23 protein-coding genes and 1 riboswitch are annotated in these 24755 nt (G+C 69.3%); of the genes, 9 read left to right on the forward strand and 14 right to left on the reverse strand.

What is annotated here, in order from left to right:
- Positions 1 to 10: 10 nt before the first annotated feature.
- A complete protein-coding gene (locus ON37_RS03180; protein WP_083892690.1) occupies positions 11 to 2365 on the reverse strand; it encodes a helicase-associated domain-containing protein in 2355 nt (784 codons plus the stop codon).
- A gap of 41 nt (positions 2366 to 2406) precedes the next feature.
- On the opposite strand from ON37_RS03180, the gene ON37_RS03185 reads away from it, so the two are divergent.
- Positions 2407 to 2595: a hypothetical protein gene (locus ON37_RS03185; RefSeq protein WP_040716409.1), complete on the forward strand. Its 189-nt coding sequence runs from the start codon at positions 2407 to 2409 to the stop codon at positions 2593 to 2595.
- A gap of 144 nt (positions 2596 to 2739) precedes the next feature.
- On the opposite strand, the gene ON37_RS03190 is transcribed toward ON37_RS03185, so the two are convergent.
- On the reverse strand, positions 2740 to 3381 hold the full coding sequence (locus tag ON37_RS03190) for a resuscitation-promoting factor Rpf1 domain-containing protein (protein WP_040716411.1): 642 nt from the start codon (positions 3379 to 3381) through the stop codon (positions 2740 to 2742).
- A gap of 9 nt (positions 3382 to 3390) precedes the next feature.
- A riboswitch (cyclic di-AMP (ydaO/yuaA leader) is annotated at positions 3391 to 3596 on the reverse strand.
- Positions 3597 to 3859: 263 nt separating this feature from the next.
- Positions 3860 to 4117 carry a hypothetical protein gene (locus ON37_RS03195; RefSeq protein ID WP_174362061.1) on the reverse strand — a complete coding sequence of 86 codons (258 nt, stop codon included), beginning with the start codon at positions 4115 to 4117 and terminating at the stop codon, positions 3860 to 3862.
- Positions 4118 to 4322: 205 nt separating this feature from the next.
- Here ON37_RS03195 and ON37_RS03200 point away from each other — a divergent pair, with 205 nt between their 5' ends.
- Entirely contained in the window at positions 4323 to 4751 is a 429-nt protein-coding gene (locus tag ON37_RS03200; protein WP_174362062.1) for a cold-shock protein, read from the forward strand.
- A 42-nt stretch (positions 4752 to 4793) separates the two neighbouring features.
- Here ON37_RS03200 and ON37_RS03205 read toward each other — a convergent pair whose 3' ends face one another.
- The 3 genes from ON37_RS03205 to ON37_RS03215 all read right to left on the reverse strand — a co-directional run bounded on the left by ON37_RS03205 (position 4794) and on the right by ON37_RS03215 (position 8003).
- Complete coding sequence (locus ON37_RS03205; RefSeq protein ID WP_040716413.1) at positions 4794 to 5330, reverse strand: DUF2771 domain-containing protein; 537 nt, start codon at positions 5328 to 5330, stop codon at positions 4794 to 4796.
- Entirely contained in the window at positions 5327 to 7081 is a 1755-nt protein-coding gene (locus ON37_RS03210; RefSeq protein WP_051031083.1) for an MFS transporter, read from the reverse strand. Before ON37_RS03210 ends, ON37_RS03205 begins: the two co-directional genes overlap by 4 nt.
- A 109-nt stretch (positions 7082 to 7190) precedes the next feature.
- Complete coding sequence (locus tag ON37_RS03215) at positions 7191 to 8003, reverse strand: glutaminyl-peptide cyclotransferase (protein ID WP_051031086.1); 813 nt, start codon at positions 8001 to 8003, stop codon at positions 7191 to 7193.
- A gap of 17 nt (positions 8004 to 8020) precedes the next feature.
- Between ON37_RS03215 and ON37_RS31475 the strand changes: the two genes are divergently transcribed.
- Entirely contained in the window at positions 8021 to 9403 is a 1383-nt protein-coding gene (locus ON37_RS31475; RefSeq protein ID WP_168441182.1) for a DUF3027 domain-containing protein, read from the forward strand.
- 68 nt (positions 9404 to 9471) lie between these two features.
- Positions 9472 to 12252: a sacsin N-terminal ATP-binding-like domain-containing protein gene (locus ON37_RS03225; RefSeq protein ID WP_051031106.1), complete on the forward strand. Its 2781-nt coding sequence runs from the start codon at positions 9472 to 9474 to the stop codon at positions 12250 to 12252.
- Positions 12253 to 12262: 10 nt separating this feature from the next.
- On the opposite strand, the gene ON37_RS03230 is transcribed toward ON37_RS03225, so the two are convergent.
- Positions 12263 to 12889 carry a TetR/AcrR family transcriptional regulator gene (locus ON37_RS03230; protein ID WP_040716417.1) on the reverse strand — a complete coding sequence of 209 codons (627 nt, stop codon included), beginning with the start codon at positions 12887 to 12889 and terminating at the stop codon, positions 12263 to 12265.
- Between the two features lie 88 nt (positions 12890 to 12977).
- Positions 12978 to 13214: a DUF2530 domain-containing protein gene (locus ON37_RS03235; protein ID WP_373281971.1), complete on the reverse strand. Its 237-nt coding sequence runs from the start codon at positions 13212 to 13214 to the stop codon at positions 12978 to 12980.
- A gap of 37 nt (positions 13215 to 13251) precedes the next feature.
- Here ON37_RS03235 and ON37_RS03240 point away from each other — a divergent pair, with 37 nt between their 5' ends.
- Positions 13252 to 13716: a MarR family winged helix-turn-helix transcriptional regulator gene (locus tag ON37_RS03240; protein WP_051031089.1), complete on the forward strand. Its 465-nt coding sequence runs from the start codon at positions 13252 to 13254 to the stop codon at positions 13714 to 13716.
- Between the two features lie 9 nt (positions 13717 to 13725).
- Here ON37_RS03240 and ON37_RS03245 read toward each other — a convergent pair whose 3' ends face one another.
- The 5 genes from ON37_RS03245 to pdxH form a co-directional block, all read right to left on the reverse strand.
- Complete coding sequence (locus tag ON37_RS03245) at positions 13726 to 14115, reverse strand: YccF domain-containing protein (protein WP_217999911.1); 390 nt, start codon at positions 14113 to 14115, stop codon at positions 13726 to 13728.
- 81 nt (positions 14116 to 14196) lie between these two features.
- Entirely contained in the window at positions 14197 to 15399 is a 1203-nt protein-coding gene (locus ON37_RS03250) for a GNAT family N-acetyltransferase (RefSeq protein WP_040716457.1), read from the reverse strand.
- 185 nt (positions 15400 to 15584) lie between these two features.
- Positions 15585 to 16940 carry a citrate synthase gene (locus tag ON37_RS03255; RefSeq protein WP_083892689.1) on the reverse strand — a complete coding sequence of 452 codons (1356 nt, stop codon included), beginning with the start codon at positions 16938 to 16940 and terminating at the stop codon, positions 15585 to 15587.
- 182 nt (positions 16941 to 17122) lie between these two features.
- Entirely contained in the window at positions 17123 to 18418 is a 1296-nt protein-coding gene (locus tag ON37_RS03260) for an MFS transporter (RefSeq protein ID WP_051031095.1), read from the reverse strand.
- Between the two features lie 129 nt (positions 18419 to 18547).
- On the reverse strand, positions 18548 to 19246 hold the full coding sequence (gene pdxH / locus ON37_RS03265; RefSeq protein ID WP_040716425.1) for a pyridoxamine 5'-phosphate oxidase: 699 nt from the start codon (positions 19244 to 19246) through the stop codon (positions 18548 to 18550).
- Between the two features lie 164 nt (positions 19247 to 19410).
- Here pdxH and ON37_RS03270 point away from each other — a divergent pair, with 164 nt between their 5' ends.
- Positions 19411 to 20553, forward strand: a complete 1143-nt coding sequence (locus tag ON37_RS03270; protein WP_040716426.1) for a citrate synthase 2 — start codon at positions 19411 to 19413, stop codon at positions 20551 to 20553.
- A gap of 84 nt (positions 20554 to 20637) precedes the next feature.
- Positions 20638 to 21510 carry a polysaccharide deacetylase family protein gene (locus ON37_RS03275; RefSeq protein ID WP_245552968.1) on the forward strand — a complete coding sequence of 291 codons (873 nt, stop codon included), beginning with the start codon at positions 20638 to 20640 and terminating at the stop codon, positions 21508 to 21510.
- A 59-nt stretch (positions 21511 to 21569) separates the two neighbouring features.
- On the opposite strand, the gene ON37_RS03280 is transcribed toward ON37_RS03275, so the two are convergent.
- A complete protein-coding gene (locus ON37_RS03280; protein ID WP_245552970.1) occupies positions 21570 to 22376 on the reverse strand; it encodes a hypothetical protein in 807 nt (268 codons plus the stop codon).
- A gap of 160 nt (positions 22377 to 22536) precedes the next feature.
- On the opposite strand from ON37_RS03280, the gene serC reads away from it, so the two are divergent.
- On the forward strand, positions 22537 to 23664 hold the full coding sequence (gene serC, locus ON37_RS03285; protein ID WP_040716427.1) for a phosphoserine transaminase: 1128 nt from the start codon (positions 22537 to 22539) through the stop codon (positions 23662 to 23664).
- 306 nt (positions 23665 to 23970) lie between these two features.
- Positions 23971 to 24755, forward strand: a 785-nt coding sequence (sepH, locus tag ON37_RS03290; protein WP_051031098.1) for a septation protein SepH, incomplete at its 3' end; no start/stop codon positions are given.

The following is a 24755-nucleotide window of genomic DNA, read 5'->3' on the forward strand; positions in this document are numbered from 1 at the left end:
GAGCCGAGGCCTAGGGTTCGACCAGGGCCACCGAGGCGATCCGGTGCAGCGTGAAGTGCCGGATCGCACCGGTGTCGGGGTCGGCCGCATCCAGCTGCCCGCCCGCCACGCGGACCGGCTCCACGATGCGCTGGGTGGCCACGCCCTGAGCGTCGACGTAACCGATGTGGACCGGGCGGCGCACCCGCACCGCGAGTTGCAGCAATGCCAGCGTGGCCGCGGTGCTGGTGCGGGTGCCGTCGCTGCGCACCCGCTGCCCGGATCGAGAACGCGCGGCCTTCTCCCCGGCCCGCAATTCACCGACCAGCAGGCGCAGCTGTTCCGTGCTGGGCGGTGTCGGCCGCCAGGCGTGGCGTTCGTTCGGCCGGGCCGACAGCCGTGCCCCACGTTGGCGCAGATCCACGATGGCGCCCGAGGAATCCTCACCGGCCGGGCTGAAACCCGCGGACCGCAAACGTTCGAGCACCTCGCCCAGCGGCGCCTGGGAGATCGCGACCGTCGGGGCTACCGCCCGCAATGCCAACTCGCCGGCGACCGGGGCGGCCAGGACCTCGGCCAGGAGGGCCGGATCCTCGCTGCGGACGAACGACTGCGCCATTCCGGCCCGCAACCGCCCGTGCCGGCGAGCCACATCGTCGATCAGATAGGTCAACGACTGCGGCACCGGGGTGCGCGAATGCGTGGTGAACAGTTGATGCAGCTCCGCCGCGGTCATCCCGGCGTCGAGCGCGCGCCGTACCGAACTCTCGCCGATGCGATAGACGGTGGCCGCGCCCGCGGATTCGATATCGGCGACCAGGGCGATCCGTTCGCGTAGTTCGGGGACGAGCGGGCCGGGAGCGACCACGGTCAGATCCGCCTGGACGAGTACGTGATCGACCGGTTCCGGCAGCGCCGCGTCCATTTCCGCCTCGGCATCGGCGACCGTGCCGTGCAGGAGCGCCCGTCCCGCCGAGGTCAACGCGCCCCGGCCGACCACACCGAGGGCGGCGGCCTCGGCCAGCGTGCGCTCGACGGCCTCGACCCGGAAATGCCTGCGCCGCCGTGGCATTCGCCAGGCCAGCAGCCGCGCCACATCGGCCGCCGAGATCGCGGTGCCGGGGGGATACTCCGCGATGACGGACAGGATCGCGCGGCGGTCGGGAACCGCGTGCACGGTGCGCAATTCCGCGGACAGGGCCGCCAGCGGCTTGTCGTTGACGTCGCGCAGACCGATCATCCAAGGGAACCGGTCCAGTTCGAGCCACGCGTGCGCAAGTACCGCCCACCGGCGCGCCGCCGGCCCTTCCAGCCAGCCGTCGGCGGCGATCGTCGGCGCCCAATAGTCCTCACCGGTGTCGCCGTCCGGCGGCGGCTCGGGAATTCCCTTGTCCAGCAATCGGGCCGCCGACAGCACCTCCACCAGCAGACCGACGCGGGATTCGTCGAGGCCGGCCTGTTTGGCGATGCGCCGTAGTTCGCGCACGCCCAGCCCGCCCGCACGCAGCACCGGTGCGGGCAGCTGGGAAAGCACCTCGAGGATGTCGCCGCCGTGCCGCAGCAGCTCTCCGACCTCACCGGCGGCCGCCGCGTTGACATCGGCGGCGGTGTATTCGCGAGTCTGCGGTTGCGGCGGGGTGAGGAGGTGGGGATCGGTGACCGGTTCGCGCCGCAGCACCTGGCCGACCGCCGGCGGGAGTTCGACCGTCTCGTCGTCGATCCGGATCAACAGCCGGCGAGCCAGCAGCCGGGGGACGGGACGCTCCGGATCGGCATCGGGTGCGGCATCGCGGGTGCGCCCGCGCGGGCCGGTGGTGGCGAGCTTGTCGAGCAGGGCGCGTTCGGCGCCGCCGATCTCCCGCAGCGCCGACTCGATCTCCGGCTCGGTCAGCGCGTCCGGGAGTTCGGTCGTGGCGCCCATCTGCCACGGCAGGGCCTCGGGGGCGGCGGCGACCACGAACAGATCGTCGGTGCCCCACACCAGAGCGCGCTCGATGAGGCGAGCCAACGCCGTATCGACCGCGGTGGCCGGGACCCGATCGGCCAGCAGCTCGTGCAGCCGCTGTCGGGGCAGCGGATGCTCCTGCCGGGGACCGCCGAACGCGCCGTGGGCGGCGAGGGTTTCGATCACCGCGAATTCCAGCGTGTTCAGGTCGTCGGCGGCACGCAGCACCGACGCCCGCTGTTCGGCCCGGGCGGCCAATACGGTCATCGACCCGGGCAGCGGGACCGCGAGGTCGGGACGCAGGCTCAGCAACCGGACCAGCTCGTCGTCACTGCGCGAACTCAGCCAGTCGGTGAGTGTGCCGAGTTCGGTAGGGCCGTGCTCGGCACCGGTGTGCGTCCCGGAGCCGTCGTCGGAGGCCCGGGCATCGGTCGTGGTCATCCAATCCAGACTACGGCGAGCGAACATGCCAGAATGAGGCCGTGGTGAACAAATCGAAGAAACCCTACGTCGACAACGGCTGGCCCCAGGTGGGCGACGGTAACCACGCGGTCACCGAACTGTCGTCGACCCGCTCCGGTGGTCTGTCGCCCTACGGTGAGGACACCGAGTTTCCGGTCCCGGCAGCCGACCTGCCCTATGTGCACCCGCACACGGTGGTCAACCGCTGACCCGACGCATTCGAGGCCCGTATCCCTGAGCGGATGCGGGCCTCGAATGTTGTCGGGCCTCGAAGTTATCGGAGCCGGACAGCAGAGAAGGCCCGCACGGTCGATGCGGGCCTTCTCTGCTGCAGGGGGATATTTCGACGGCGATCAGTTGGGCAGCAGGCCCTTGTTCGCCTCGTAGAAGTTCACGATCGAGGGATCCAGCTTGGCGCCACTGCTTTTGAAGGCGTTGTAGGCGTCGAGCGCCGGCTGCGGCAGCTGCACACCCTGAGCCTGGGCGACGGAAACGGCCTTGTCGACGGCGGAGAAGACCTGCTGATTGCCATCGATCGGGGCTTGGGTGGAGGCCTCGCTCTCGGGAGCGACGGGCTGCCAGCGCGGGGTCTGAGCGGGGGAGGCCGGGGCTTCACGCGGAGTCGCGTTGCCGTGCAGGCCGAGGCTGGAGGAGCAGGAAGGCCAGGCACCCCAACCCTGGGTGGCGAGGACCTTCTCGGCTACCGCGATCTGCTGTTCGCGGGAAGCCTGATTGGCGGACGGGGCGTACTGCGTGCCGCCGTGAGCGGCCCAGGTCGACTGCGAGAACTGCAGTCCGCCCTGGTAGCCGTTGCCGGTGTTGATGGCCCAGTTACCACCGGATTCACACTGCGCGAGGCGGTCCCACTCCGAATCGGGAGCCGCGGCGGCGTGTCCAGCGAGAGCCACACCCGCGCCACCCATGATCGCGGTGGAGACAGCGACCTTGGCGACGGTGCGACCGGTGTTGGTCTGCTTGCGATGGCGTCCACTCATATCGGGTCGTCTTCCTCTCGTCCGCGCCTGCGAGGTGAGCTGTCGGGTTCGGACTGAGAGGCCGTCCGGTCCCGGCATGCCGGGACTTCACCCCAAGGGATCGGTCGTTACCGGCCGTTCCCGCTTCCCTGCGGAGGTCCGAAGCCAGGGCCTCGAAAACCCCTGTGGGAACGTGGGTTCCCCGCCCTCGCCCCTGGTTCCGTCGGGGTCCGTACCCGCGGGGCGAGGCTCGGTGCGGCGGGCCGGTGGTGCCGGGATGTCCCGGCTGCGATAGACGGTACGACGAACCGGCTGAAAAATCACTATTTGGTAACCGGCGTGTATGTCCGGTCGCGCTGTGTCGCAACACCTTCCGAATTTGCGTCTGTGCAGGTGAGTGCGGCGTGTCTCGGTCGAGTGCCGGTCGTGACCCGCGCGTTATCCCGCCGTTATGTGACGAAGGTCACACGTGTAAGGCGCGGGCGTGTCGGGCAAAACATCACCGGACCCGGCGTCCCGACCACAGCGCGAATACGATCGCGAGCAGGAGTCCCAGCGGGGTGGCGGCCATCGCCACCAGGTACAGCCACAGCGGCGGGTCGTTGTCGGTGGCGATCGGGGTCAGGAAGATGGCGACGATCGCCAGCACGCCGACGGCGAACAACCCCAGCGCGAGCCGCAGCAGAACATCACCGCGCCGCCGAGGTGTGGCGTCGCTGGAACGCCGGGGTGTCCGGCGCGAGGAGGAGTCTGGCATTGGTGCACCGTAAAACGGATGTGCTAGCCATACCCCCACCGGGGTAGACTCGGAGCAATCGCGTCCTGCATACCTGTGGGGCGCGTTCTTTTCGCACAGAGAAAGGTTCCGGCGGCGACGCCGGAGCCTACGACCGTGTCCGGCCCCGAGAGCGGGCCCCGTGGATGCGGACGAACCGGACAACGATGACGAACGGGTGAGCGCAGTGCCGACCGGCAAGGTGAAGTGGTACGACGTCGACAAGGGCTTCGGCTTCCTTTCCCAGGATGAGGGCGAGGACGTCTATGTTCGGTCGTCCGCCTTGCCCAAGGGTGTGGAGGCGCTCAAGCCCGGCCAGCGCGTGGAGTTCGGGATGGCCGCCGGTCGCCGCGGCCCGCAGGCGCTGAGTCTGAAGCTGCTCGATCCGCTGCCTTCGGTCCGCAATGCGCAGGGCCGTAATTCGCAGGGCCGCAAGGAAGCGCCCGCCCATCCGCGCAAGGCGCCCGACGACCTGCACGGGATGATCGAGGACATGATCACCCTGCTGGAGGCGACGGTGCAGCCGGAGCTGCGCAAGGGCAAGTACCCGGACCGCAAGACCGCGCAGCGGATCGCGGAAGTGGTGCGCGGGGTCGCTCGCGAACTCGACCACTGACTCCGGCCGGTCGCCGCCCCGGGTGATACGGTCCGCGCCGCGTCAGGCGGTGCGGACCGACCAGGCCTGATACGGCATGAACGATTCGTTCCCGAGATCGTCGCGGGTGGGGATGATCAGCTGGATCTCGATGCCGACCAGCCGCAGATCCGGTTCCGGCCGCGACGGCACGGTGACCGCACGGGTGCCGGCCGCGTAGTTGCGATAGGACGCCAGATGCTGCACGGCGGTGCCGTCCGGCGTGCGGTACTCGAGCACCATCACCCACGGTGCGTCGCTGATGTGCCGGGGCAGCGACAACTGGACCGGATATCCCGGCGGAGTGGGCAGTGAGACGGTGGTTTCGCTCTCCGGGGGCCGTTTCAGCTCCAGCTGACCGTTGGCCTCGGACCGCTCGATCGTCCAATACCGGTACGGCGGGACCGTCACGGTCTTGCCGTGCGCGTAGGCGGTCACCGCCGGATCGGCCTCGTGCGCGTTGTGCACCGCCACCGCGACGATTCCGGCGACGGCCGCGACGAGCACCAGAACTGCCGCCAGGGCCAGCGCGAGAATCGTGCGGGTGCTGGGTTTGGTCACTGTGGCTGATTTCCTGTCGCTAGGGGAACTTCCTGTTCGGCGTGCTGCGGCCGGTTACCGCCCAATCCGGGCAGCAGCGAATGACCACGGTAGCTCAACCAGGTCTGCGTCAGTCCGAGCGCCAGGACGGCGGTGATCACCGCGAAGCCCTCCCAGTACACCGTCGGCAGGAGTACGCCGCCGGCGCCGCCGACCACCCAGGACAACTGCAGCACCGTTTCCGAGCGACCGAAGCCGGAGGCGATGGATTCCGGCGGCAGATCGTCCTGGATCGAGGCGTCCAGCGACACCTTCGCCAGCGCACTCGCGCAGGAGGCCACCAGCGCGGCGGCCGCGGCGCCGATCAGATTGTCGAGCAGCATCGCGACGACCGCGACGGCGGTACACGCCGCTGTGCACTCGACCACGATCAACGACGGCCGACCCAGTTTCAGCCGGGCGCCGGTGGCGTTGCCGACGAAATTGCCGATCGCCGCGGCGGCGCCGACCATGCCGAGCATCGCGGCCTGCTGCACCGGGCGGTGTTCGGTCGATTTCGCGACGAACGCCACGTAGAAGGTGAGGAAGCCGGTGAGCACCCGGATCGCGCTGTTACCCCACAGTCCGGTGACCACCGACCGGCCCAGCGGCTGGCGCCGGCGGCTCGGTTTCACCGGTGATTTGGCGCCGCGGTCGAGCACCTCGGTGCCGCCGCTGCGGCCGTGATAGCCGAGGGTGGCCGGCACCTCGCCCTCGGTGACCTCGACCCAGGACGGAATGCGCAGGCTCAGATAGGCCCCGGCCGCGGCGATCAACGCGGCGAAGACCAGGGCGCCGACGGATCCGGCCACGGCCGCGACCATTCCCGCCAGCGCACCGGCACCGAGCGTGCCGCCGACCAGGCCGAATACCGTGAGTCTCGAATTGGTGCGGACCAGATCGATGCCGGGTGGCAAGACCCGTGGCGTGACCGCGCTCTTGAGTACCGCGAACGATTTACTCGAGATCATCATGCACAGCGCCAGCGGATACAGCGCCCAGCTGTCGAAATTGAAGATCAGCAGGATCGCGAAGACCACGCGGATCGCGAACGAGGCCGACAACGCCAGCCGTCGACCCCGTTGCAGCCGGTCCAGCAGCGGCCCGATCAGCGGCGCGATCACCGCGAACGGCGCGATGGTGATCAGCAGATACAACGCCACCTTGGTTTTGGATTCGGCCGTGGCACTGGCGAAGAAGAGGGTGTTGGCCAGTGCCACCGCGATCGCCGCGTCCAAGGCGAAATTGGCCATCGTCGCGTAAACGAGTGCGGTGAGCCCGGATTCGCCCGCGCCGTCGGCCCGGGCGGCGCGCTGGAAGGTGTGAAATCCCTTCTCGGTCAGGTCTCTGGTGCGCATCGCCATCACCCGGGTCACGGTCAGCTTGCGCGGGACGCGTTGGCGGGCCGCGATTTTCGCGTCCTTCGGCCGGGGGTGTTCGGTGCCCCGGGTCGCCTGCCGGTCCGCCGGGTCGTATCCCTCGCGTTCGTCGGTGCGCGGCGGAAGCGCCCGCGGGGGTTCGCCCGAGGCCATCCGCCGAGTCACGAATTCGGGCACGTCCGGTTCCCCGCTGCGGCGCGGCAGCGGCGGCAGGGGCGGTGACGACGGGGCGTGCGACGACGGGGCGTTCGGCGGCGGATACCGGTCGTAGCCGGGATGCCGCCGGTTTGCGGGATAGTCCTCGCCGTCCCACGGACCGGGCTCGGTACCGGAGGGTTCGCGGGAGGCAGTCACACGTCGATTCTCTCGCACGCCGTCGAGCGGCGGACAGCGGCCGGGGTGTGATCCGCCGCGTGTCGTCGCCGGGCGCCCGGAATATCCGCGACCGGTGCGCGGCGCATCCTCATCGGGTGCTCGAGCCCGCCGAGTCCGATGCGGCGACCGGGACGAACCGGACCTCGAACATGGTCGGCCAGTACTTTCCGGTGATCAGGAAGTGATCGGTGCCCGGCAGCTGGGCGATGCCGTTGAGGACGTCCGCGCCGGTACGTTCGGTGGGTCGCAAAAGACCGCCGGCGTCGATATCGCCCAGTACCGTGCCACTGCCGGGATCGATGCGCAGGATGTGGTCCGTCGGCCAGACGTTGGCGTAGACGGAACCGTCTGCGGCGCAATCGAGCTCGTTGAGCCGGGCATCGTGGTGGCTGGTCAGCCGCATCGTTCCGGTGACGGCGAAGGTGTGCGGATCGCGAAAGGTGAGGGTGTCGCTGCCGTCGCTCATCACCAGTCGGTCGCCCTGGCTGCACAGTCCCCACCCCTCACCGTCGTAGTGGACGCGGCGCCGCTCGGCGAGGGTCCGGGGATCGCGCGCGAAGGCGGTTTCGTTCTTCCAGGTGAGTTGCCAGAGTGTGTCCCCGGCGCGGGCGATGCCCTCACCGAAATAGGTGTCGGCGAGTTTCGCCTCGGCGATCGGCGCGCCGGTCGCGAGATCGCGGGCCCGCACCCCGGACTCGCCTTCCATTCCGGTGCTCTCGTAGAGCACCGATCCGTCGATGTCGAGACCCTCGGTGAACGCCGCGTGGTCGTGCGGTCGGGTGGCGACGACGTCGACGCGCAGCCGAGGGGTGTCGTCATGGCTGTCACAAGCCGTCGCGGACAGCATTGTGGACGCCGCGATCAGCACTGCTGCGGCCGCCGCACGGCGTTGGCGTTTCATACGGCAAAATGTAGGACGTGAGCGCAGTGTCTGTTTCGGAGTCCGGTGTGCGACCGATCCTGGCGGAGGCGGTCGACCTGGCCCGTCGTGCGCTCCTGGAGTTGCAGCCCACCGGTGTGGGCGAGCATCTGGGCGTCACCGGCGAGGACGAGTGTGCGGCCACCCACCACTTCGCGGCGACCCTGCCGGGTTACCGCGGCTGGCAGTGGGCGGTCGTGGTCGCGGCCGCGCCGGACGCGGAATACGCGACGGTCAGCGAGTCGGCGTTGCTGCCCGGGCCCGACGCCCTGGTCGCACCCGAGTTCGTGCCGTGGGAGAAACGAATCCGGCCCGGTGATCTGGCCCCCGGTGATCTGCTCGCCCCGCGGGTCGACGATCCGCGCTTGGTGCCCGGGTACCTGCAGACCGGCGACCCGGTCGTCGACGAGGTCTGTGAGGAGGTCGGCCTCGGCCGCCGCCAGGTGCTCAGCCGGGAAGGTCGCCTGGAAGCGGCCGAACGGTGGTACTCCGAATTCGGGCCCGAAACCGATATGGCTCGATCCGCGCCCGGCACCTGCGGCGTGTGCGGCTTCTTCGTCCCGTTGGCGGGTGCGCTGCGCGCGGCCTTCGGTGTCTGCGCCAACGCGATGGGCGCCGACGGCCGGGTCGTGCACGTCGAATACGGCTGTGGCGCCCACTCCGACACCGAGGTGCCGACCGGCGCCGGCTCCCCGCTCTACGAGGCCTACGACGATGCCGCGATCGAGGTGATTCCCGCCGAGGAGTTGACCGCCCGCTCGACGGCCGAGCCCGCGAGCCCGGAATCGGCGGACGCCGGCACCGCCCCGTCCGAGACGCAGCCGACCGCCGCCGCGACCGCCGAAGTCACCGAAGCCACAGCCACCGAAGCCGCAGCCACCGCAACCACGACCACCGAACCGGCCGGAAATGCGCCCGATGCCGAGACGGCTTCCGCCGCGGAAACGACCGATCCCCAAGGGCTTTCGGCCGCAACCGGCGACGAGCGGCAAGACGGCCCGGTTGCCGGTTCGGCCGACGCGGTCGAGGGATCTACTTCCGCCGAAGACATCCCCGCTGCAGCAGGGACCACGCGTACCGAGGCCGGACCGACCGAGGCCGCCGCCACCGGCGAGGCTGCCGACCAGGAGGAGCTCCAGACCACCGCCGCCACCGGCCCCGCGCCCGACGAGACGGCCGCCGACGCCGGTACGACCCGGTCCGCTTCCGCCGAACCCGCTGCGGAGGCCCTTACCGAAGCAGAGGCCGGCGGCGAAGCCGCGGCGACGGTGGATCTCGAGTCGGCCGAACCGAGCAGTGAGATCGTCGAATACAGCGGTGCCTGGACGGTGTCCGCGGTGCGGGTGCAGCCGGGCGAGGCCGGGGCGGCGGAGGAGCACTGACGAGCGCGAGCGGGGGAGCCGTAGGGGTGACACAGGATCCGTTCGGCACCGCCGAGTTGCGCGCGGGAGTGCTCACCGCGTGGCGGAATTCGCCGACCCGGTTGCGCGAGGACGCCGCGACCGAGGCGGATCTGGTGCGCGGGGGTTACCGCGACCGCCTGCTGACCGAATTGGCGCAGAACGCCGCCGATGCCGCGGTGAAGGCCGGGGTGCCCGGACGGGTATCGGTGCGGCTGCGTGGCCGAGCCCTGCACATCGCGAATACCGGTGCGCCGCTGGATCTTTCCGGCGTACACGCCTTGACCGCCCTGCGCGCGTCGGCCAAGACGGGATCGGCGGTCGGGCGGTTCGGGGTGGGTTTCACGTCGGTGCTGTCCGCCGGTGACGAGGTCGAATTTCGCTCCACCACGGGCTCGTTGCGCTTCTCGCGGGCGCAGACGCTGACCGAGTTGCATGCGGAGGGCATCGAGATTCCCGACGGTGCCGACGGGCCCGCGGTGCCGGTCCTGCGCCTCGCCTGGCCGGTGCCGGTCGAGCCGGAGCCCGGTTTCGACAGTGAGATCGTGGTCTGGCTGCGCGCGGACGTGGACGCCGACGACCTGCTCGCGGCCATGCGCGCCGAAACGACGGACCTGCTGCTGGAGCTGCCCGGCCTGCGGTCGATCCGAATCGAGGACGACGAATCCTGGCGGGCGGCCGAGACTTTCGACAACGGCCTGCAGCAGATCTGCATCACCGGCCCGTCCGGCGCGGATTCCCGGTGGTGGCAGTACACCACCGGCCGGGCGCGCTGGTTGCTGCCGGTGCGCGACGGCCGGGCCGTGGCGGCGGCGCCCGATGTGCTGCGGGCGCCGACCCGCACCGACGAGGAACTGTCGCTGCCCGCTCTCGTCGTTGCCGATATCGCACTGCAACCGGATCGGCGCCGGTTGCTGCCGGGTGCCCGGATCGCCGAATTGGCCGAGGGCTACGCCGATTTCGCTCGCGCGCTACCGGCGCAGGACCGGCTGGTGCTGGTGCCGGCCCCCGGATTCGCGCGCAGCGAAGCGGATGCCCTGCTGCGCGAGGCGGTGGTGGCTCAGCTGCGGGCGAACCCGTGGTTGCCGGTCCTGGCACCGGTTTCGGACCCGGACGACGACGCGGGCCTCGCTCCGGCCGAGTTCGGCGCCGCCCGTGGCGACGATGTGCCCGCACCGGTGCGCACCGAGGCGGCCCCCGCCCGCGCCGGCGTATTCCTCGGTGTCACAGACGATCTCGCCGAGCTGCTCTGTGGGCTGCTCGGGCCGCTGGTGATTCCCGAATTGTCCGGTCGTGCCCATGCCGACCTGCTGGGTGTGCTGGACGTGCACCGGATCGGCCTGGCCCGGATCGCCGAGTTGACCGGCAGCGTGCAGCGCCCACCGCAGTGGTGGTACGCGCTCTACGACGCGCTGGAACCGTTCGTCACCGATCCGCTGGCGGCCGAGGAGCTGGGCGCGCTGGCGGTTCCGCTGTCCGACGGCCGTCTCGTCACCGGCCCCCGCACGGTGGTACTCGACGACCAGCTCGAGGATGCGGTGGCGGTGCCGTGGGCTCGGCTGGTGCACCCGGAAGCCGCACACGATCTGCTCGGCCGCCTCGGTGCGCAGCAGGCCGATGTCGAGGATCTGCTGACCGACTCCGCGCTGCGAGCGGAGCTGGACCACCGTCCCGACGACGAGGACCTGCGCGCGGCGGTTCTGGGCCTCGCCGCCCATCTTCCGCCCGAGACCACCCCGCCGACGTGGTTGGGCGCCCTCGAATTGCCCGACGAGACCGGCGAATTGCGGCCCGCGGACGAACTGCTGCTGCCGGATGCTCCCCTCGCGGAGGTACTGATCCCCGATTCGCCGTTCGGCACGCTGGACCCCGTGACCGCGCGGGAGCATCCGGCGGCGGCCTGGCGCGCGATCGGGGTCGGCTGGGGTTTCACGGTCGTCACCGAGACCGATCCGACCGGACCCGACCATGATCTCGACGACGAGGATCGCTGGTGGCAGGGACTGCCGGAGGACCCGCCCGAGTTCGCGGCGGTGCGCGATCTCGATCTCGTCGACGACAAGGCCTGGCCCCGGGCGCTGCGCCTCCTGCTGGCCGAACCCGCGACCCGGCGCCTGCTGGCCGATCGCGACGGCTACACCGCGTGGTGGTTGCGCCGGCACGCCCGCATCGACGGCCGCCCGCTCGGCGTCTTCCGCGCCGGCACCGATCCGGTGTTCGCCGACCTGCTGCCGGCGCTGCCCGGATTCACCGAGACCGATCTGTCGGCGCTGGCCACCGTGTTGGCCGATCCGGCCGACATCACCGCGCATCTGGCGGTGGCGTTGCTGGAGGCGTTGGCCGATCCGGCGAAAACCCCGACGCCCGAAGCGGTTTCGCAGGTCCATCGTCGGCTGGCCGCGGCGGTGCCGCAGCTCGACCTCGACGAGATCGGGGTGCCGGAGCGAGTTCGCGCGCTGTCGGGTGCGGTGATCGACCCGGATCGCGCACTGGTGCTGGACCGGCCCTGGTTCGGCTTGGCGCTACCGGCGGATCGGCTGGTCGTCGGCGATATCGATCACGCCGCCGAGCTGGCCACCCTGCTCGATGTGGCCTCGGCCTCCGAGGCGGTGCATGCCGAGGTGCTCGGTACCGGTCGGCGCACCACCTGGGCGGACGAACCGCTCGGGGTGCTGCTGCGCTTGCAGTTCGGACTGCCGCCGCTGACCGGCGAGCTGGTGCTGCACGACCGGCTCGAGGTGCGGTTGACCGGCGCCTACGAGGCGACCGTGGCGGTGCCGTGGTGGCGCGCGGAGGACACCACCCACGTGCAGCGGCAGCCGAGCCCGTGAGCCGCGGGGATTATTTCGCGTAGGAGGCGATCATTTCCGCCAGCACGTCGAGCTGGCCGCGCACGGCCTCGCTGTCGTCGTCGACGAGCCAGCGCAGAACGATGCCGTCGATGACATTGAGGGTGAATCGGCTCAAGGTCTGAACCGGAATTCGCCATTCGGTTCCGGTGGCCACTCGCCCGTGCTCGAGGACGTCGGCGACGGTGGCGTCGTTGAACAGATACTGTTCCCGCGCGATCGCGAGTTTCGCCGGCGTCTGCTCACTTTCGCGCAATGCGTAGGTGGTGGTTTCGTAGGTGAGCAGTTGTCGTTGGGGGGTGGCTTCGATGTTCAGCCAGAGCAGTTCCAGACTGGCCCGCACCAAATTTTGAAGGGATTCTTTTCCACTTCCGACTTCCTGCCACACCGTTTCGTTGGTCTCGACGGAATCGCGTAATTCCATCGATAATGCTTTGACCAGTTCGGTCATCAGCGCATCTTTGTTTTCGAAACAGTAATGCACCACACCGAGCGAAACCCCGGCCGCCTGCGCGACATCGCGCGTGGTTACCCCGGCGACACCCTTTTTCTCCGCGAGGCCGATGGCGGCCTCGATAAGGTGGGCTCGTCGTTCTTCGACGCTCAATCGGGAGGACACGGAAGCGAGTTAAGCCGCAAGGACGCGATCAGTCAATTCGCACACTGTAAAGTCGGCGCGCTCGGCGTGGCGGCGTGTTGACCGGGCGTCACAAGCCTTTCTGTGCGCCTTTGTCGCCCCGGCGGGCGCTGCGCCGCTGAATCACGAAAATGGTGTAGCCGAGCAGTCCGACGCCCAGACCCATCAGACAGATCGGCCGCGCGTCGGCCCAGCTGTCGGTGCACCACACCACGACCGTCGCCACCAGCCACACCAGGGTGCCGATGGCGAGTACGGGACGCGGGTCGGTCAGCCGCGGCGGGATCTCGGGCACATCGGGGGTCACGAAGTCAACCATAGCGACGGGAACGGGCGGACCCCACATGTGCTGTCCCGTATCGTTTGCCTCTGTGACAACGCCTTCCGATATCCGTGCGCTCGCCGGTGAACTGTCCCTGGCGGTCGTGCGGCTGACGCGACATCTGCGTGGCCGCCGCGCCGACGCTCAGATTTCGCTCACCCAACTGTCGGCCCTGGCGACCCTGGCCAGGGACGGGGCGATGACTCCCGGCACGCTCGCCGCGAAGGAGCGGGTGCAGCCCCCGTCGATGACCCGCGTCATCGCGTCGCTGTCGGAAATGCAACTGGTGAAACGCGATCCGCACCCCACCGACGGCCGCCAGGTCATCGTGTCGCTGTCGGATGCGGGTAAGGCGCTGATCGAGGACGAGAACAATGCCCGCGAGGCGTGGATGTTCGATCAGCTGTCCGGGCTGACGCCGGAGCAGCTGCGGGTCCTCGCGGATGCGGTGGCGATCATGAAACAACTGGTCGCCGACTCGGAATAGGCCTGCCGATCAGGCGACGAAAGCCCGGTCGCTGGAGACGATTTCGCGCCCGAGCGGCATGAGCGAGACCGGAATCAGTTTGAGGTTGGCCCATCCGAACGGGATCCCGATGATCGAGACGAACAGCGGGATGCTCGTGACCAGATGTCCGATCGCCAGCCAGAAACCCGCGAAGATCACCCAGATGACATTGCCGATCAGCGACGGCGCCCCCGCGCCCGGCTTCGCGACCACTTCGCGCCCGAAGGGCCACAGCACATAGGCGCCGATCCGGAACGACGCGATCCCGAACGGGATGGTGATGATCAGGATGCAGCAGATGATCCCGGCTAGAAAATAGCCCACGGCCAGCCAGAACCCGGCGAAAATCAGCCAGAGCACGTTCAGGACGAACCGGATCAGGGTCACACCTCCAGCATGCCAGGGCACGGCCGTACCCACCAGAGATGGCGGCAACCCCGGCGGGCGGCCGAACCGCGGTCAGAAGAACCAGCCGAGGACCGGTTGCCGCTCGGTGCGGAAGGCGCGGTCGAACTCCGCGATCGTGCGGGGATCTTTCGCGCGGAGCCGGTTCGCGGTGGCGAAGGTCCGGGCGGAGTGGGCGCCGAGATAGAGACTGCCGAGGACGTCGATGCCCAGCTCGAGATCGGCGGCCCGGGCGGTGGGCTCGCATTCCGCACGACCGTCGCGGATGCGCAGGGCGAACGTCCCGCCGGCGTTGCGGAACGGATCGCCCACGGCCACAACGAGTTCCAGGTCGGTTTCGTAGCCCCGCGCGCACAGGGCGGCCGGAACGTCCATCGGCCGGGCCCACAGGCCGTCGTGGCGGCTGGTTGTGCGGATCAATCGGGCATCGGTGAGCAGATGGGGGAGCGGGTCGTCGTCGCTGACGGTGGCGGTGACCGTCTGCACCAGATCCAGGCCGAGCAGGGCCCGCCACAGGGCGGCATGCGCCTCGGCGGTGACCGCACGCAATTCCACCACTTCGGCGGTGAGCGTGCTCGGCACGGAATCGTCGTAGCGGTACAGGGCGTAGCCGTCGGCATGGACGAGGCCGAACAGGGCGGCGTGCCCGCCGCTGCCGAGCACCTGGATCAGCCAGGCCGGATCCGGACGAGCCTGTGCACCGGGGACCAGCCGCCGCCAGCGGTCGTAGATCGCGGGCGCGACGGCCAGCGCATCGTCGAGCGACACGAGCGCCACCCCGCCGGGATCGGGTGCGGTGGGCCGGAATTCGGCGAACCGCCGATCGATCGTGATGCGGTTCTCCACCACGCACGGGCCGTAGCCGAACCGGCCGTAGATGGTGGCCCGGCTGGCGGTGAAGATGGTCAGCGGCAGTCCGGCGGCCTCGGTGCGGGCGTGCAACTCGGTGTACATCGCGCGCAACAGCCCGCGGCGGCGGTGGGTCGGGGCCACCGCGACGGCCGCCACGCCGCTGACCTCGGTGCTGCGGGCGCCCGGCACCGTGAGGGTCATGGTGGTGTCGCGGGTGTGCCCGACCACGCGGTCCCCGTCCACGGCCACCAGTGATCGCTCGATCGGGAACAGTTTCAGCCGTTGCTCGGTGACGACGGGATCTTCCTTGGGCGGCGCACCGAACGCGTTCGACAGCAACAGGCCGATCCCGGGAAGGTCGGCCTCGGTCGCGGGTCGCAGCGTCACACCTGATGCGGTCGCCATACCCTCGACGATCGCACGACCGCCCGGTCCCACGCATCAGGATTTCCGGCCGTGTGGCCGGCCGGCCGCGACCGTATTCCGAGCCGGGTCGCCACAGTGGCGGTCGACGGTGGACGACAGGGCAACGACCGAAAAACGAAGCCCGCCTTCCTGCAGAGCGGAAGACGGGCTTCGGAGGGGGAGCTTCAGCGACCGGCGATATCGCTGTAGTCGCGGGCGCCGTAGCCGGTGTAGATCTGGCGCGGGCGGCCGATCTTCAAAGGCTCGCTGTGCATTTCGCGCCAGTGCGCGATCCAGCCGGGCAGCCGGCCCATCGCGAACAGCACGGTGAACATGCGCGTCGGGAAGCCCATCGCCCGGTAGATGACGCCGGTGTAGAAGTCGACGTTCGGGTACAGGCGGCGGTCGACGAAGTAGGAGTCGGTCAGGGCCGCCTCTTCCAGCGCCTTCGCGATGTCGAGCAGCGGGTCCTGCACGCCGAGCTTGCCGAGGATCTGGTCGGCGGTCTTCTTGACGATGGTCGCGCGCGGGTCGTAGTTGCGGTAGACGCGGTGCCCGAAGCCCATCAGCTTCACGCCGTCTTCCTTGTTCTTGACCTTGCGGATGAAGTCCTTGACGGCCTGGTCGACGGTGCCGCCGTTGATGTTGGCCTTGATGTCGTCCAGCATCTCCAGCACGGCCTGGTTGGCGCCGCCGTGCAGCGGGCCCCACAGCGCGTTGATGCCGCCGGATACCGAGGTGAACAGGTTGGCGTCGGAGGAGCCGACCAGGCGCACGGTGGAGGTGGAGCAGTTCTGCTCGTGGTCGGCGTGCAGGATCAGCAGCATGTCCAGCGCGGCGGCGACCTCGGGGTCGACCTCGTACGGCTCGGCCGGGAAGCCGAAGGTCATCCGCAGGAAGTTCTCCACCAGGCTCAGCGAGTTGTCCGGGTAGAGGAACGGCTGGCCGACCGACTTCTTGTAGGAGTAGGCCGCGATGGTGGGCAGCTTGGCCAGCAGGCGGATGGTGGACAGCTCGACCTGTTCGGGATCGCGCGGATCCAGCGAGTCCTGGTAGTAGGCCGACAGCGCGTTGACCGCCGAGGACAGCACGGGCATCGGATGCGCGTTGCGCGGGAAGCCGTCGAAGAAGCGCTTGAGGTCCTCGTGCAGCAGGGTGTGCCGGCGGATCCGGTCGGTGAAGTCCTCCAGCTGAGCCTGGGTCGGCAGCTCGCCGTAGATGAGCAGGTAGCTGACCTCGATGAAGGTCGAGTTCGCGGCCAGCTGCTCGATCGGGTAGCCGCGGTAGCGCAGGATGCCGGCCTCACCGTCGATGTAGGTGATCGCGGACTTGGTGGGCGCGGTGTTGGTGAAGCCCGGGTCGTAGGTGACGTATCCGGTGCTGGCCAGCAGCTTGCCCAGATCGATTCCGTCGTTGCCCTCGACGGCCTGGGCGACAGTCATGGCATATTCGCCGCCAGGGTAGGAAAGTACCGGCTTGGCGTCGCCCGCGCCGTTGGCGTCCGAAGGCGTTTGCGCGACTTTGATGTTCTCAGCGGGCACGGAAGGATCCCTCTCAGGCTAGAACCGTAGGCGTCGGGCGCGGTCGGCGTCCGGCGCACTTACCTCAACGCTAGCCGCTCACCGCTAGCGCCGATTCGTGAGGGTGGCCATTGGCTACCTCACGGTCACGTCGATGCGATGTGAGCTCTCGGGCCTCGGCGTGCTATTGGCCGGTGTCCGGCTCACGAAGGCTGACCGGCCGGAATCTCGGCGTGGGCGTGGGGAACGCGGTAGCGGACGAAGGCCGGGAAGACCGCCGCGGCGATCAGGACCCCGATCACCACCAGCACACCACCACCGGCCGCGGCCACCGCGGTACCCATGGCCGCGGCGGTGAAACCGTGGGCAACATCACCGATCCGGGGGCCGCCCGCGACCACGACTGTGAAGACCCCTTGCAGCCGGCCACGCATCTCGTCGGTCGCGACCTGCTGCAACATACTGGTCCGCAGGGCGGCGGAGAACATGTCCACCGCACCGCCGAAAGCCAGGCAGGCCAACGCGATCCACAGTCCCACCCCGATGCTCAACCGATGTCCGGTGGCGCCGACCGCGGCCCCGAAGCCGATCATCGCGACACCCCACAGCGCAATGCACACCACCACCGCCAAGCCCTGCCGCCGCACATGGCTCAGCCAGCCGGAGAAGACGCCACCGGCGACGGCGCCGGCGGACATCGCCGCGAACAGCAGTCCGAGTGCGACACCGCCGGTGACCGGGTCGCCGAAGGTGTCGTGTGCCATCTGCGGGAACAGCGCGCGAGGCATGCCGAACACCATCGCGATGATGTCGACCGCGAACGAGGCCAGCAGGATCGGCTGCGTGGCCAGATAGCTGAAACCCTCGACGACCGTGGCCAAACCGGCTCGCCTGGCCACGCCCGTCGGCGGGATGGCGGGCAGCCGCCACACCGCCCACAGGGTCGCCAGCAGCGCGATCGAATCGATGAGGTACAGCATCGACAGCCCGGTGACCGGAATCAGCGCGCCGGCCAGGACCGGACCGGCGATGGCACCGAACTGCATGACCGTCATGTTCAGCGAATTGGCCGCCGGCAGTAGCTCACCCGGCAACAGTCGCGGAATGATGGCCGCGCGGGTCGGCTGGTTCATCGCGAAGAAGGCCTGCTGCACGGAGAACAGCCCGAGCACCAGCCAGACGTTGTTCACCCCGGCCGCGGCCTGCAGCCAGAAGGCCACGGAGGTCAGTCCGGTGCCGATGCTGGTGATCAGCAGCAGCGTCCGCCGATCCATCACATCCGCGACCGCGCCGCCCCACAGGCCGAAGACGATCAGCGGCACCAGGCCGAAGACGCCGGCCAGGCCGACATAGCCGGAGCTGCCGGTGATTTGGTAGATCTGCTGCGGAACCGCGACGACCGAGAGCTGTGCTCCGATGACGGTGACGATATTGGTGACCCACAGCCGCCGGAAGTCGATATCGCGCAGCGGTGCGACATCGGCGAGTACCTTCACCATGTCGGTGCGGGGCCGGTCGGACCTGGACAACCGGCCGGCGGCCGTCTTCGGGGAATCATCCCATGAATATAACCGGTGGTCGCGGATGCGCGACTCGGACGATCGGCGCAGTGGCGGGCGGCCGCGGCGTCACGGTTGCAGGCGTTCGATCCGGGCGGTGGCGAGTGCGGCCGGGCCGTCCGGCAGCGTCATCCGGATGCGGTTGTGCAGCCGGCTGCGCCGGCCCTGCCAGAATTCGATCTGCTCCGGGCGGAGCAGGTACCCACCCCAATCGGCCGGCACCGGAATCTGCTCCACGCCCTCGAAACGTGCGGTGACGTCGGCCAATGCCTGGTCGAGCGCGGCCCGCGAGGCCACCGCGCGGGACTGGTGCGAGGCCCACGCGCCCAACTGGGAATTGCGCGGACGGGAGCGCCAGTACGCGGTGGTGGCCGCCGAGGAGACCTGGTCCACCCGGCCGCGCAGGGTCACCTGGCGACCCAGTTTCGGCCAGACGAAGGTGGCCGACGCATAGGGCACGGCGTGCAGGTGCGCACCCTTGGCGGATTCGTAGTTCGTGTAAAAAGTCACACCCTCGGCGGACAGCCCCTTGCACAGGACGGTGCGGGACGCGGGTCGCGGACCGCCGTCGGTGAGCTCGACCGTGGCCAGCACCATGGCATTGGGTTCGGCGATACCGGCTCGGGTGGCGAGCTCTATCCAATTGCGTAGCAATGGTTCCCAGCCGTCGGCCAGCCAGTCCTCGGCCAGATCGGCATCGCCGCCGTATTCGGCGCGCATCGCGGCGATATCGAAATCGGCCCGCGCGGTGGCGTCGAGGTGATCCATGATCCAGACGTTACTCCCCAGTACTGGGGGGGTATGGTTGCAGGTGATCGGCCGGAGTGGCATACGGCCGCGCCGAAGCCGCATCGAGACCCCGGCCGAGCCGGGATCGGACAAGCGTGGCCGCCCACGGATCGTGCGGCCCGAATTGCAAGGAGAGTCACAACATGACTACCAGCGCTGCGGCTCCTACTGGTCCTGCCGTACCTCCCGACTTCGTCAGTGGCCTGGAAGGCGTGGTGGCATTCACCACCGATATCGCCGAGCCCGACAAGGACGGCGGCGCCCTGCGCTACCGGGGCGTCGATATCGAGGACCTGGTCGGTAATCACGTCACCTTCGGCGACGTCTGGGCGCTGCTGGTCGACGGCCGGTTCGGGCAGGGACTGCCGCCGGCCGAACCGTTCCCGCTGCCCGTGCACACCGGCGACGTGCGCGTCGACGTGCAGGCCGGTCTGGCGATGCTGGCCCCGATCTGGGGCTATCAGCCGCTGCTCGACATCGACGATGCCACCGCCCGCGAGAATCTCGCCCGCGCCTCGGTGATGGCGCTGTCCTATGTGGCGCAGTCCGCGCGCGGCATCTACCAGCCGGCCGTGCCGCAGAAGGAGATCGACGAGGCCAGCACGATCACCGAGCGCTTCATGAAGCGGTGGAAGGGCGATCCGGACCCGCGCCACGTCGAGGCCATCGACGCGTACTGGGTATCGGCCGCCGAACACGGTATGAACGCCTCCACCTTCACCGCCCGGGTCATCGCCTCCACCGGCGCCGACGTGGCGGCCTCGCTGTCCGGCGCGATCGGTGCGATGTCGGGACCGCTGCACGGCGGCGCCCCGGCCCGGGTGCTGCCCATGATCGAAGAGGTCGAGAAGTCCGGTGACGCACGGGCTCTGGTGAAGGGCATCCTGGACCGCAAGGAGAAGCTGATGGGCTTCGGACACCGGGTCTACCGGGCCGAGGACCCGCGCGCCCGCGTGCTCCGCGCCACCGCCAAGCGACTGAACGCCCCGCGCTACGACGTGGCCGCCGCGCTCGAGCAGGCCGCCCTGGCCGAGCTGCGGGAGCGTCGCCCCGACCGGGCGATCGAGACGAATGTCGAGTTCTGGGCCGCGGTGATCCTGGACTTCGCCGAGGTCCCGGCGCACATGATGCCCGCGATGTTCACCTGTGGCCGCACCGCGGGCTGGTGTGCTCACATCCTCGAGCAGAAGCAGCTGGGCAAGCTGGTCCGGCCCGCCGCGATCTACACCGGCCCCGCGCCGCGCCGGGCCGAGACGGTCCCGGGTTGGGAGACCGTCGTCCGGTAAGCCGGGCCCACACCGGGATTCGAGCGCCGCTGCGGCTTCGGCTGCGGAGGCGCTCGATCCGTCTCTCCCGTAGCATCTGCCCGCGTGGGTGGAGCAGAACTGTCGCGGCGTCGGCTACTGGTTACGGGTGCGGCCCTCGCCGCCGGGTTCGCCGCATCGGGATGTGCTGCGGCCGAAGGGAATTCGAAGGTGGAGACGATCGTCTCGACGGCGCGTCCGACATCACGCGTGGCCGCACCGGTGTCGGCGACCGTGCCGCCGGGGACGAATCCGGCAACCGTCGCCGCCCGGTACGCCGGCCGGCAGCCAAGCGACTGGGGTATGGATCTGCCCGGAATTCTCACCACGATCCCGGCGCAGGGCAAGCAGATGGCGTTGACGTTCGACGCCTGCGGTGGCCCGGACAACGACGAGATCAACACCGCGCTGATGGATTATCTGGTGGCCCATGAGATTCCGGCGACGCTGTTTCTGAACAAGCGGTGGATCGACGCCGATCCGGCCCGGGCCGAGCGCTTGGCCGCCAATCCGCTGTTCGAGCTGGCCAACCACGGCACGCGGCACTGCCCGCTGTCGGTGACCGGGCACGCCGCCTACGGCATCGCGGGCACCCGCTCACCACAGGAGGCGGTGGACGAGGTGTGGGGCAATCACGAGCGGCTGACCCGGTTGCTCGGACATCCGCCGCGCTTCTTCCGGGCCGGTACCGCGCATTACGACGATCTGGCGGTCGCGATCGTCCGCGAGCTGGGGGAGCAGCCGGTCGGCTTCAGTATCAACGCCGATGCCGGCGCCACCTATACCGCGGCCCAGGTCCGCACCGCGATGGCGGCCGCGGAGCCGGGCTCGATCTCGATCGCCCACATGCACCGGCCGAAATCCGGTACCGCCGAAGGTATGTCGGTGGTGCTGCCGGTCTTGCGTGCGCGCGGTTTCGAATTCGTCAAGCTGCCCTGAGGTCGTCGGGCCGCCCGGTTTGCGTGCCCCGAGTCCCGAATCCCTGCCCCGGGCCCCGCTCACCGTTCGGCCGAGGCCTCCCAGTCCACGGCCACCGATTCGCCGCGGTCCACCGCGAAGAACGCGACCTCCAGATGCCGCCCCAGATCGACCAGTTCGATCGCGTGCAGCGGCACCGGCTGCACGATCCGCACCCGCCACGGCTGCGGTTCGTCCCACGCTCGCAATTCCAGATCCAGCCGGAGCACCGGATCGTCGCGGCCGGAGTAGTCGGCCGCGATCGGGGTGGCGGCCAGCACGGTGGCATCGGCTCGACGACCCGACGACAGGATCTTCGCGATGCTCACCCGGGTCGCCTCCCGGATACCGGGCACGTACAGCACCAGCCGCTCACGGTCGCCCGGGTCGACCCGGCAGCCGATCACATCGCCCGGTTGCATCCCCTCCCGGTCGTCGTCGCTCACTCGTTGCCGGACCCGCGTCTCGTACGGCGCCGCACCCTCGAGCTGAACACGCACCCAGAACCGGTACAGCCGGTTCCGAGTGCCCGTCGTGGTCCGGACTCCACCCCCGCGGGCCGGGCCGGGCAACGCCGAATTCCGGCACGGCCGCACCCCGAGCACCGTCGCGGTGCCCGGTAGGCCGCGCAGCAGCAGTTCGTGCCGCGCGCTGTCGGACAGCGTGCCGGTGCTCAGCGTGATCCCGCGTGCCTCGAGCCGCCCGGCCAGGCGGCCGAGCAATCCGTGGCGTTCGTCCTCGGCGGACGGCCCACCGGTGTCGTTCCGCTCGCCCGCGGGCGAATCGCCTGCCGGGCACCCGGCCGAAGAGCCCGCCGGTTCCGCTCGATTCCGCCCTGCCATATTCATTGCTCAACGGTAACCGGCAGGTGTCAGCGGTACGGGGATATGTGTGGATACCCGGCGTTCGCACCCCTCGGTCCGCGCTTTCGGCGAGTGGTCCGCGGGTGTGGGCACAACCCCGACCCACCCACGGGCGAGACCCACATCACGCTCTAGGCTTGAGCCCATGACCGCTGCCTTTCCGAGCATCCCCGACGATCTGAAGCCCGCCGACGGCCGGTTCGGCTGCGGCCCGTCCAAGGTCCGTCCCGAACAACTACGTTCCCTCGTCGAGGTGGGCGCCTCGGTGATGGGCACCAGCCACCGGCAGAAGCCGGTCAAGGACGTGGTGGCGCGGGTGCGCTCGGGCCTGCGCGAGCTGTTCTCGCTGCCCGAGGGCTACGAGGTCGTCCTCGGCAACGGCGGCACCACGGCGTTCTGGGACGCCGCGGCCTTCGGCCTGATCCGGGACCGCTCCCTGCACCTCACCTACGGTGAGTTTTCGTCGAAGTTCGCCGCCGTCGCCAAGCGCAACCCGTTCATCGGCGATCCGATCGTGGTCTCGTCGGATCCGGGCACCGCGCCCGAGCCGGTCTCCGATCCGGTGGCCGATGTGATCGCGTGGGCGCACAACGAGACCTCCACCGGTGTGTCGGTTCCGGTGCAGCGGCCCGCCGGTTCGGACAACGCGCTGATCGCCATCGACGCCACCTCCGGTGCGGGCGGCCTGCCGGTGAATATCGCCGACGCCGACGTCTACTACTTCGCGCCGCAGAAATGCTTCGCCTCCGACGGTGGTCTGTGGGTCGCGCTGATGAGCCCGAAGGCGCTGGAGCGAGTCTCCGAAATCAAGGATTCGGGACGCTACACCCCGGAATTCCTGTCGCTGCCGATCGCGATCGACAACAGCACCAAGGACCAGACCTACAACACCCCGGCCCTGGCCACGCTGCTGCTGTTCGCCGATCAGATCGAGTGGATGAACAACAACGGCGGTCTGGACTGGACCGTCAAGCGGACCCTGGATTCCTCGTCGCGCCTGTACTCCTGGGCCGAGTCCAGTGAATTCGCCACCCCGTTCGTGGCCGAGCCGGCGCACCGCTCGCAGGTGGTCGGCACCGTCGACTTCGACCCGTCGGTGGATGCGGCACAGGTCGCAAAGATCTTGCGCGCCAACGGCATCGTCGATACCGAGCCCTACCGCAAGCTGGGCCGCAACCAGCTGCGCGTCGGTATGTTCCCGGCTATCGACCCCGAGGACGTGTCGCAGCTGACCCGCTGCATCGACTGGGTGGTGGAGCAGATCAGCGCCTGATCGCCACCGGCTGGAAAAAAGCTCGTGAAAGTCGCGGAATTTCGTCACCGAAATCCGCGGCTTTCGCGTTTACGCTGTTGTGGTGTGCGCCAACCGAAATCGTGCCGAAAGTTTGCCGAGGCGCGGACCGGCGAGCGTGGAAACAGAGCAGATTAGCCCTCTCCGTCATCGCGGCGGTAGATTTCAGTGCCGCGTGTCTTGCCACACGAATCTCAGAAGTGCACTACTGTTCCAGAACGTGGGCGGTGTCGCGAGCTAGTTGGTGCTCGGCGCAGCTGTGATCGACGCAGCGATAAGGAGGTAACGGTGCGTGAACTTCGAGTGATCGGATTGACGCCCGATTCCGCGCACATCGTGTGCGTCGACGCCGAGACCGGCCAGAAGTACCGGCTCGCCGCCGACGAGAAACTGCGTGCCGCCGCGCGTGGAGACCTTGCCCGATTCGGCCAGATCGAGATCGAAACGGAGGCGACCATGCGACCTCGCGATATCCAGGCCCGTATCCGTGCCGGTGCTTCCGTGGAACAGGTCACCGAGGAGTCCGGCATGCCGGCCAGCCGGGTGGAGCGTTTCGCCTACCCGGTGTTGCTCGAGCGGGCCCGTGCGGCCGAGCTGGCGCAGAAGGCGCATCCGGTGCGCAAGGACGGACCCGCGGTCGAGACACTGATCGAGATCGTTTCGGCCGCCTTCGCCGAGCGCGGGCACAACATCGACATCGCCGAATGGGACGCCTGGAAGGACGAGAAGAACTACTGGGTCGCCCAATTGCAGTGGCAGGCCGGTCGTTCGGTGATCGCCGCGCACTGGCGTTATCAGCCGGATGCGCACGGCGGTTCGGTGGTGCCGCTCGACGACCCGGCCTCGGATCTGATCGATCCCGATTTCGGCCGCGCGCTGCGCGGACTGGCCACCATCCTGCCGGAACCGGCGCCCGAACCGGCTCCCGTGGTGGAGTCGGTCCCCTCGGCGCCCGCGCAGACCTCGGCCGCGGTGGAGGCGGGACAGTCCAGCTTCGACGAGTACTACGAGCAGCGGGCCGCCGTGGGCGGGACCGCGGTTCCGGTCAGCGCCAAGAGCCCGGCCGCGGCGAC

Source organism: Nocardia veterana NBRC 100344 (genome assembly GCF_000308855.1).
GTDB classification, from domain to species: Bacteria; Actinomycetota; Actinomycetes; order Mycobacteriales; family Mycobacteriaceae; genus Nocardia; species Nocardia veterana.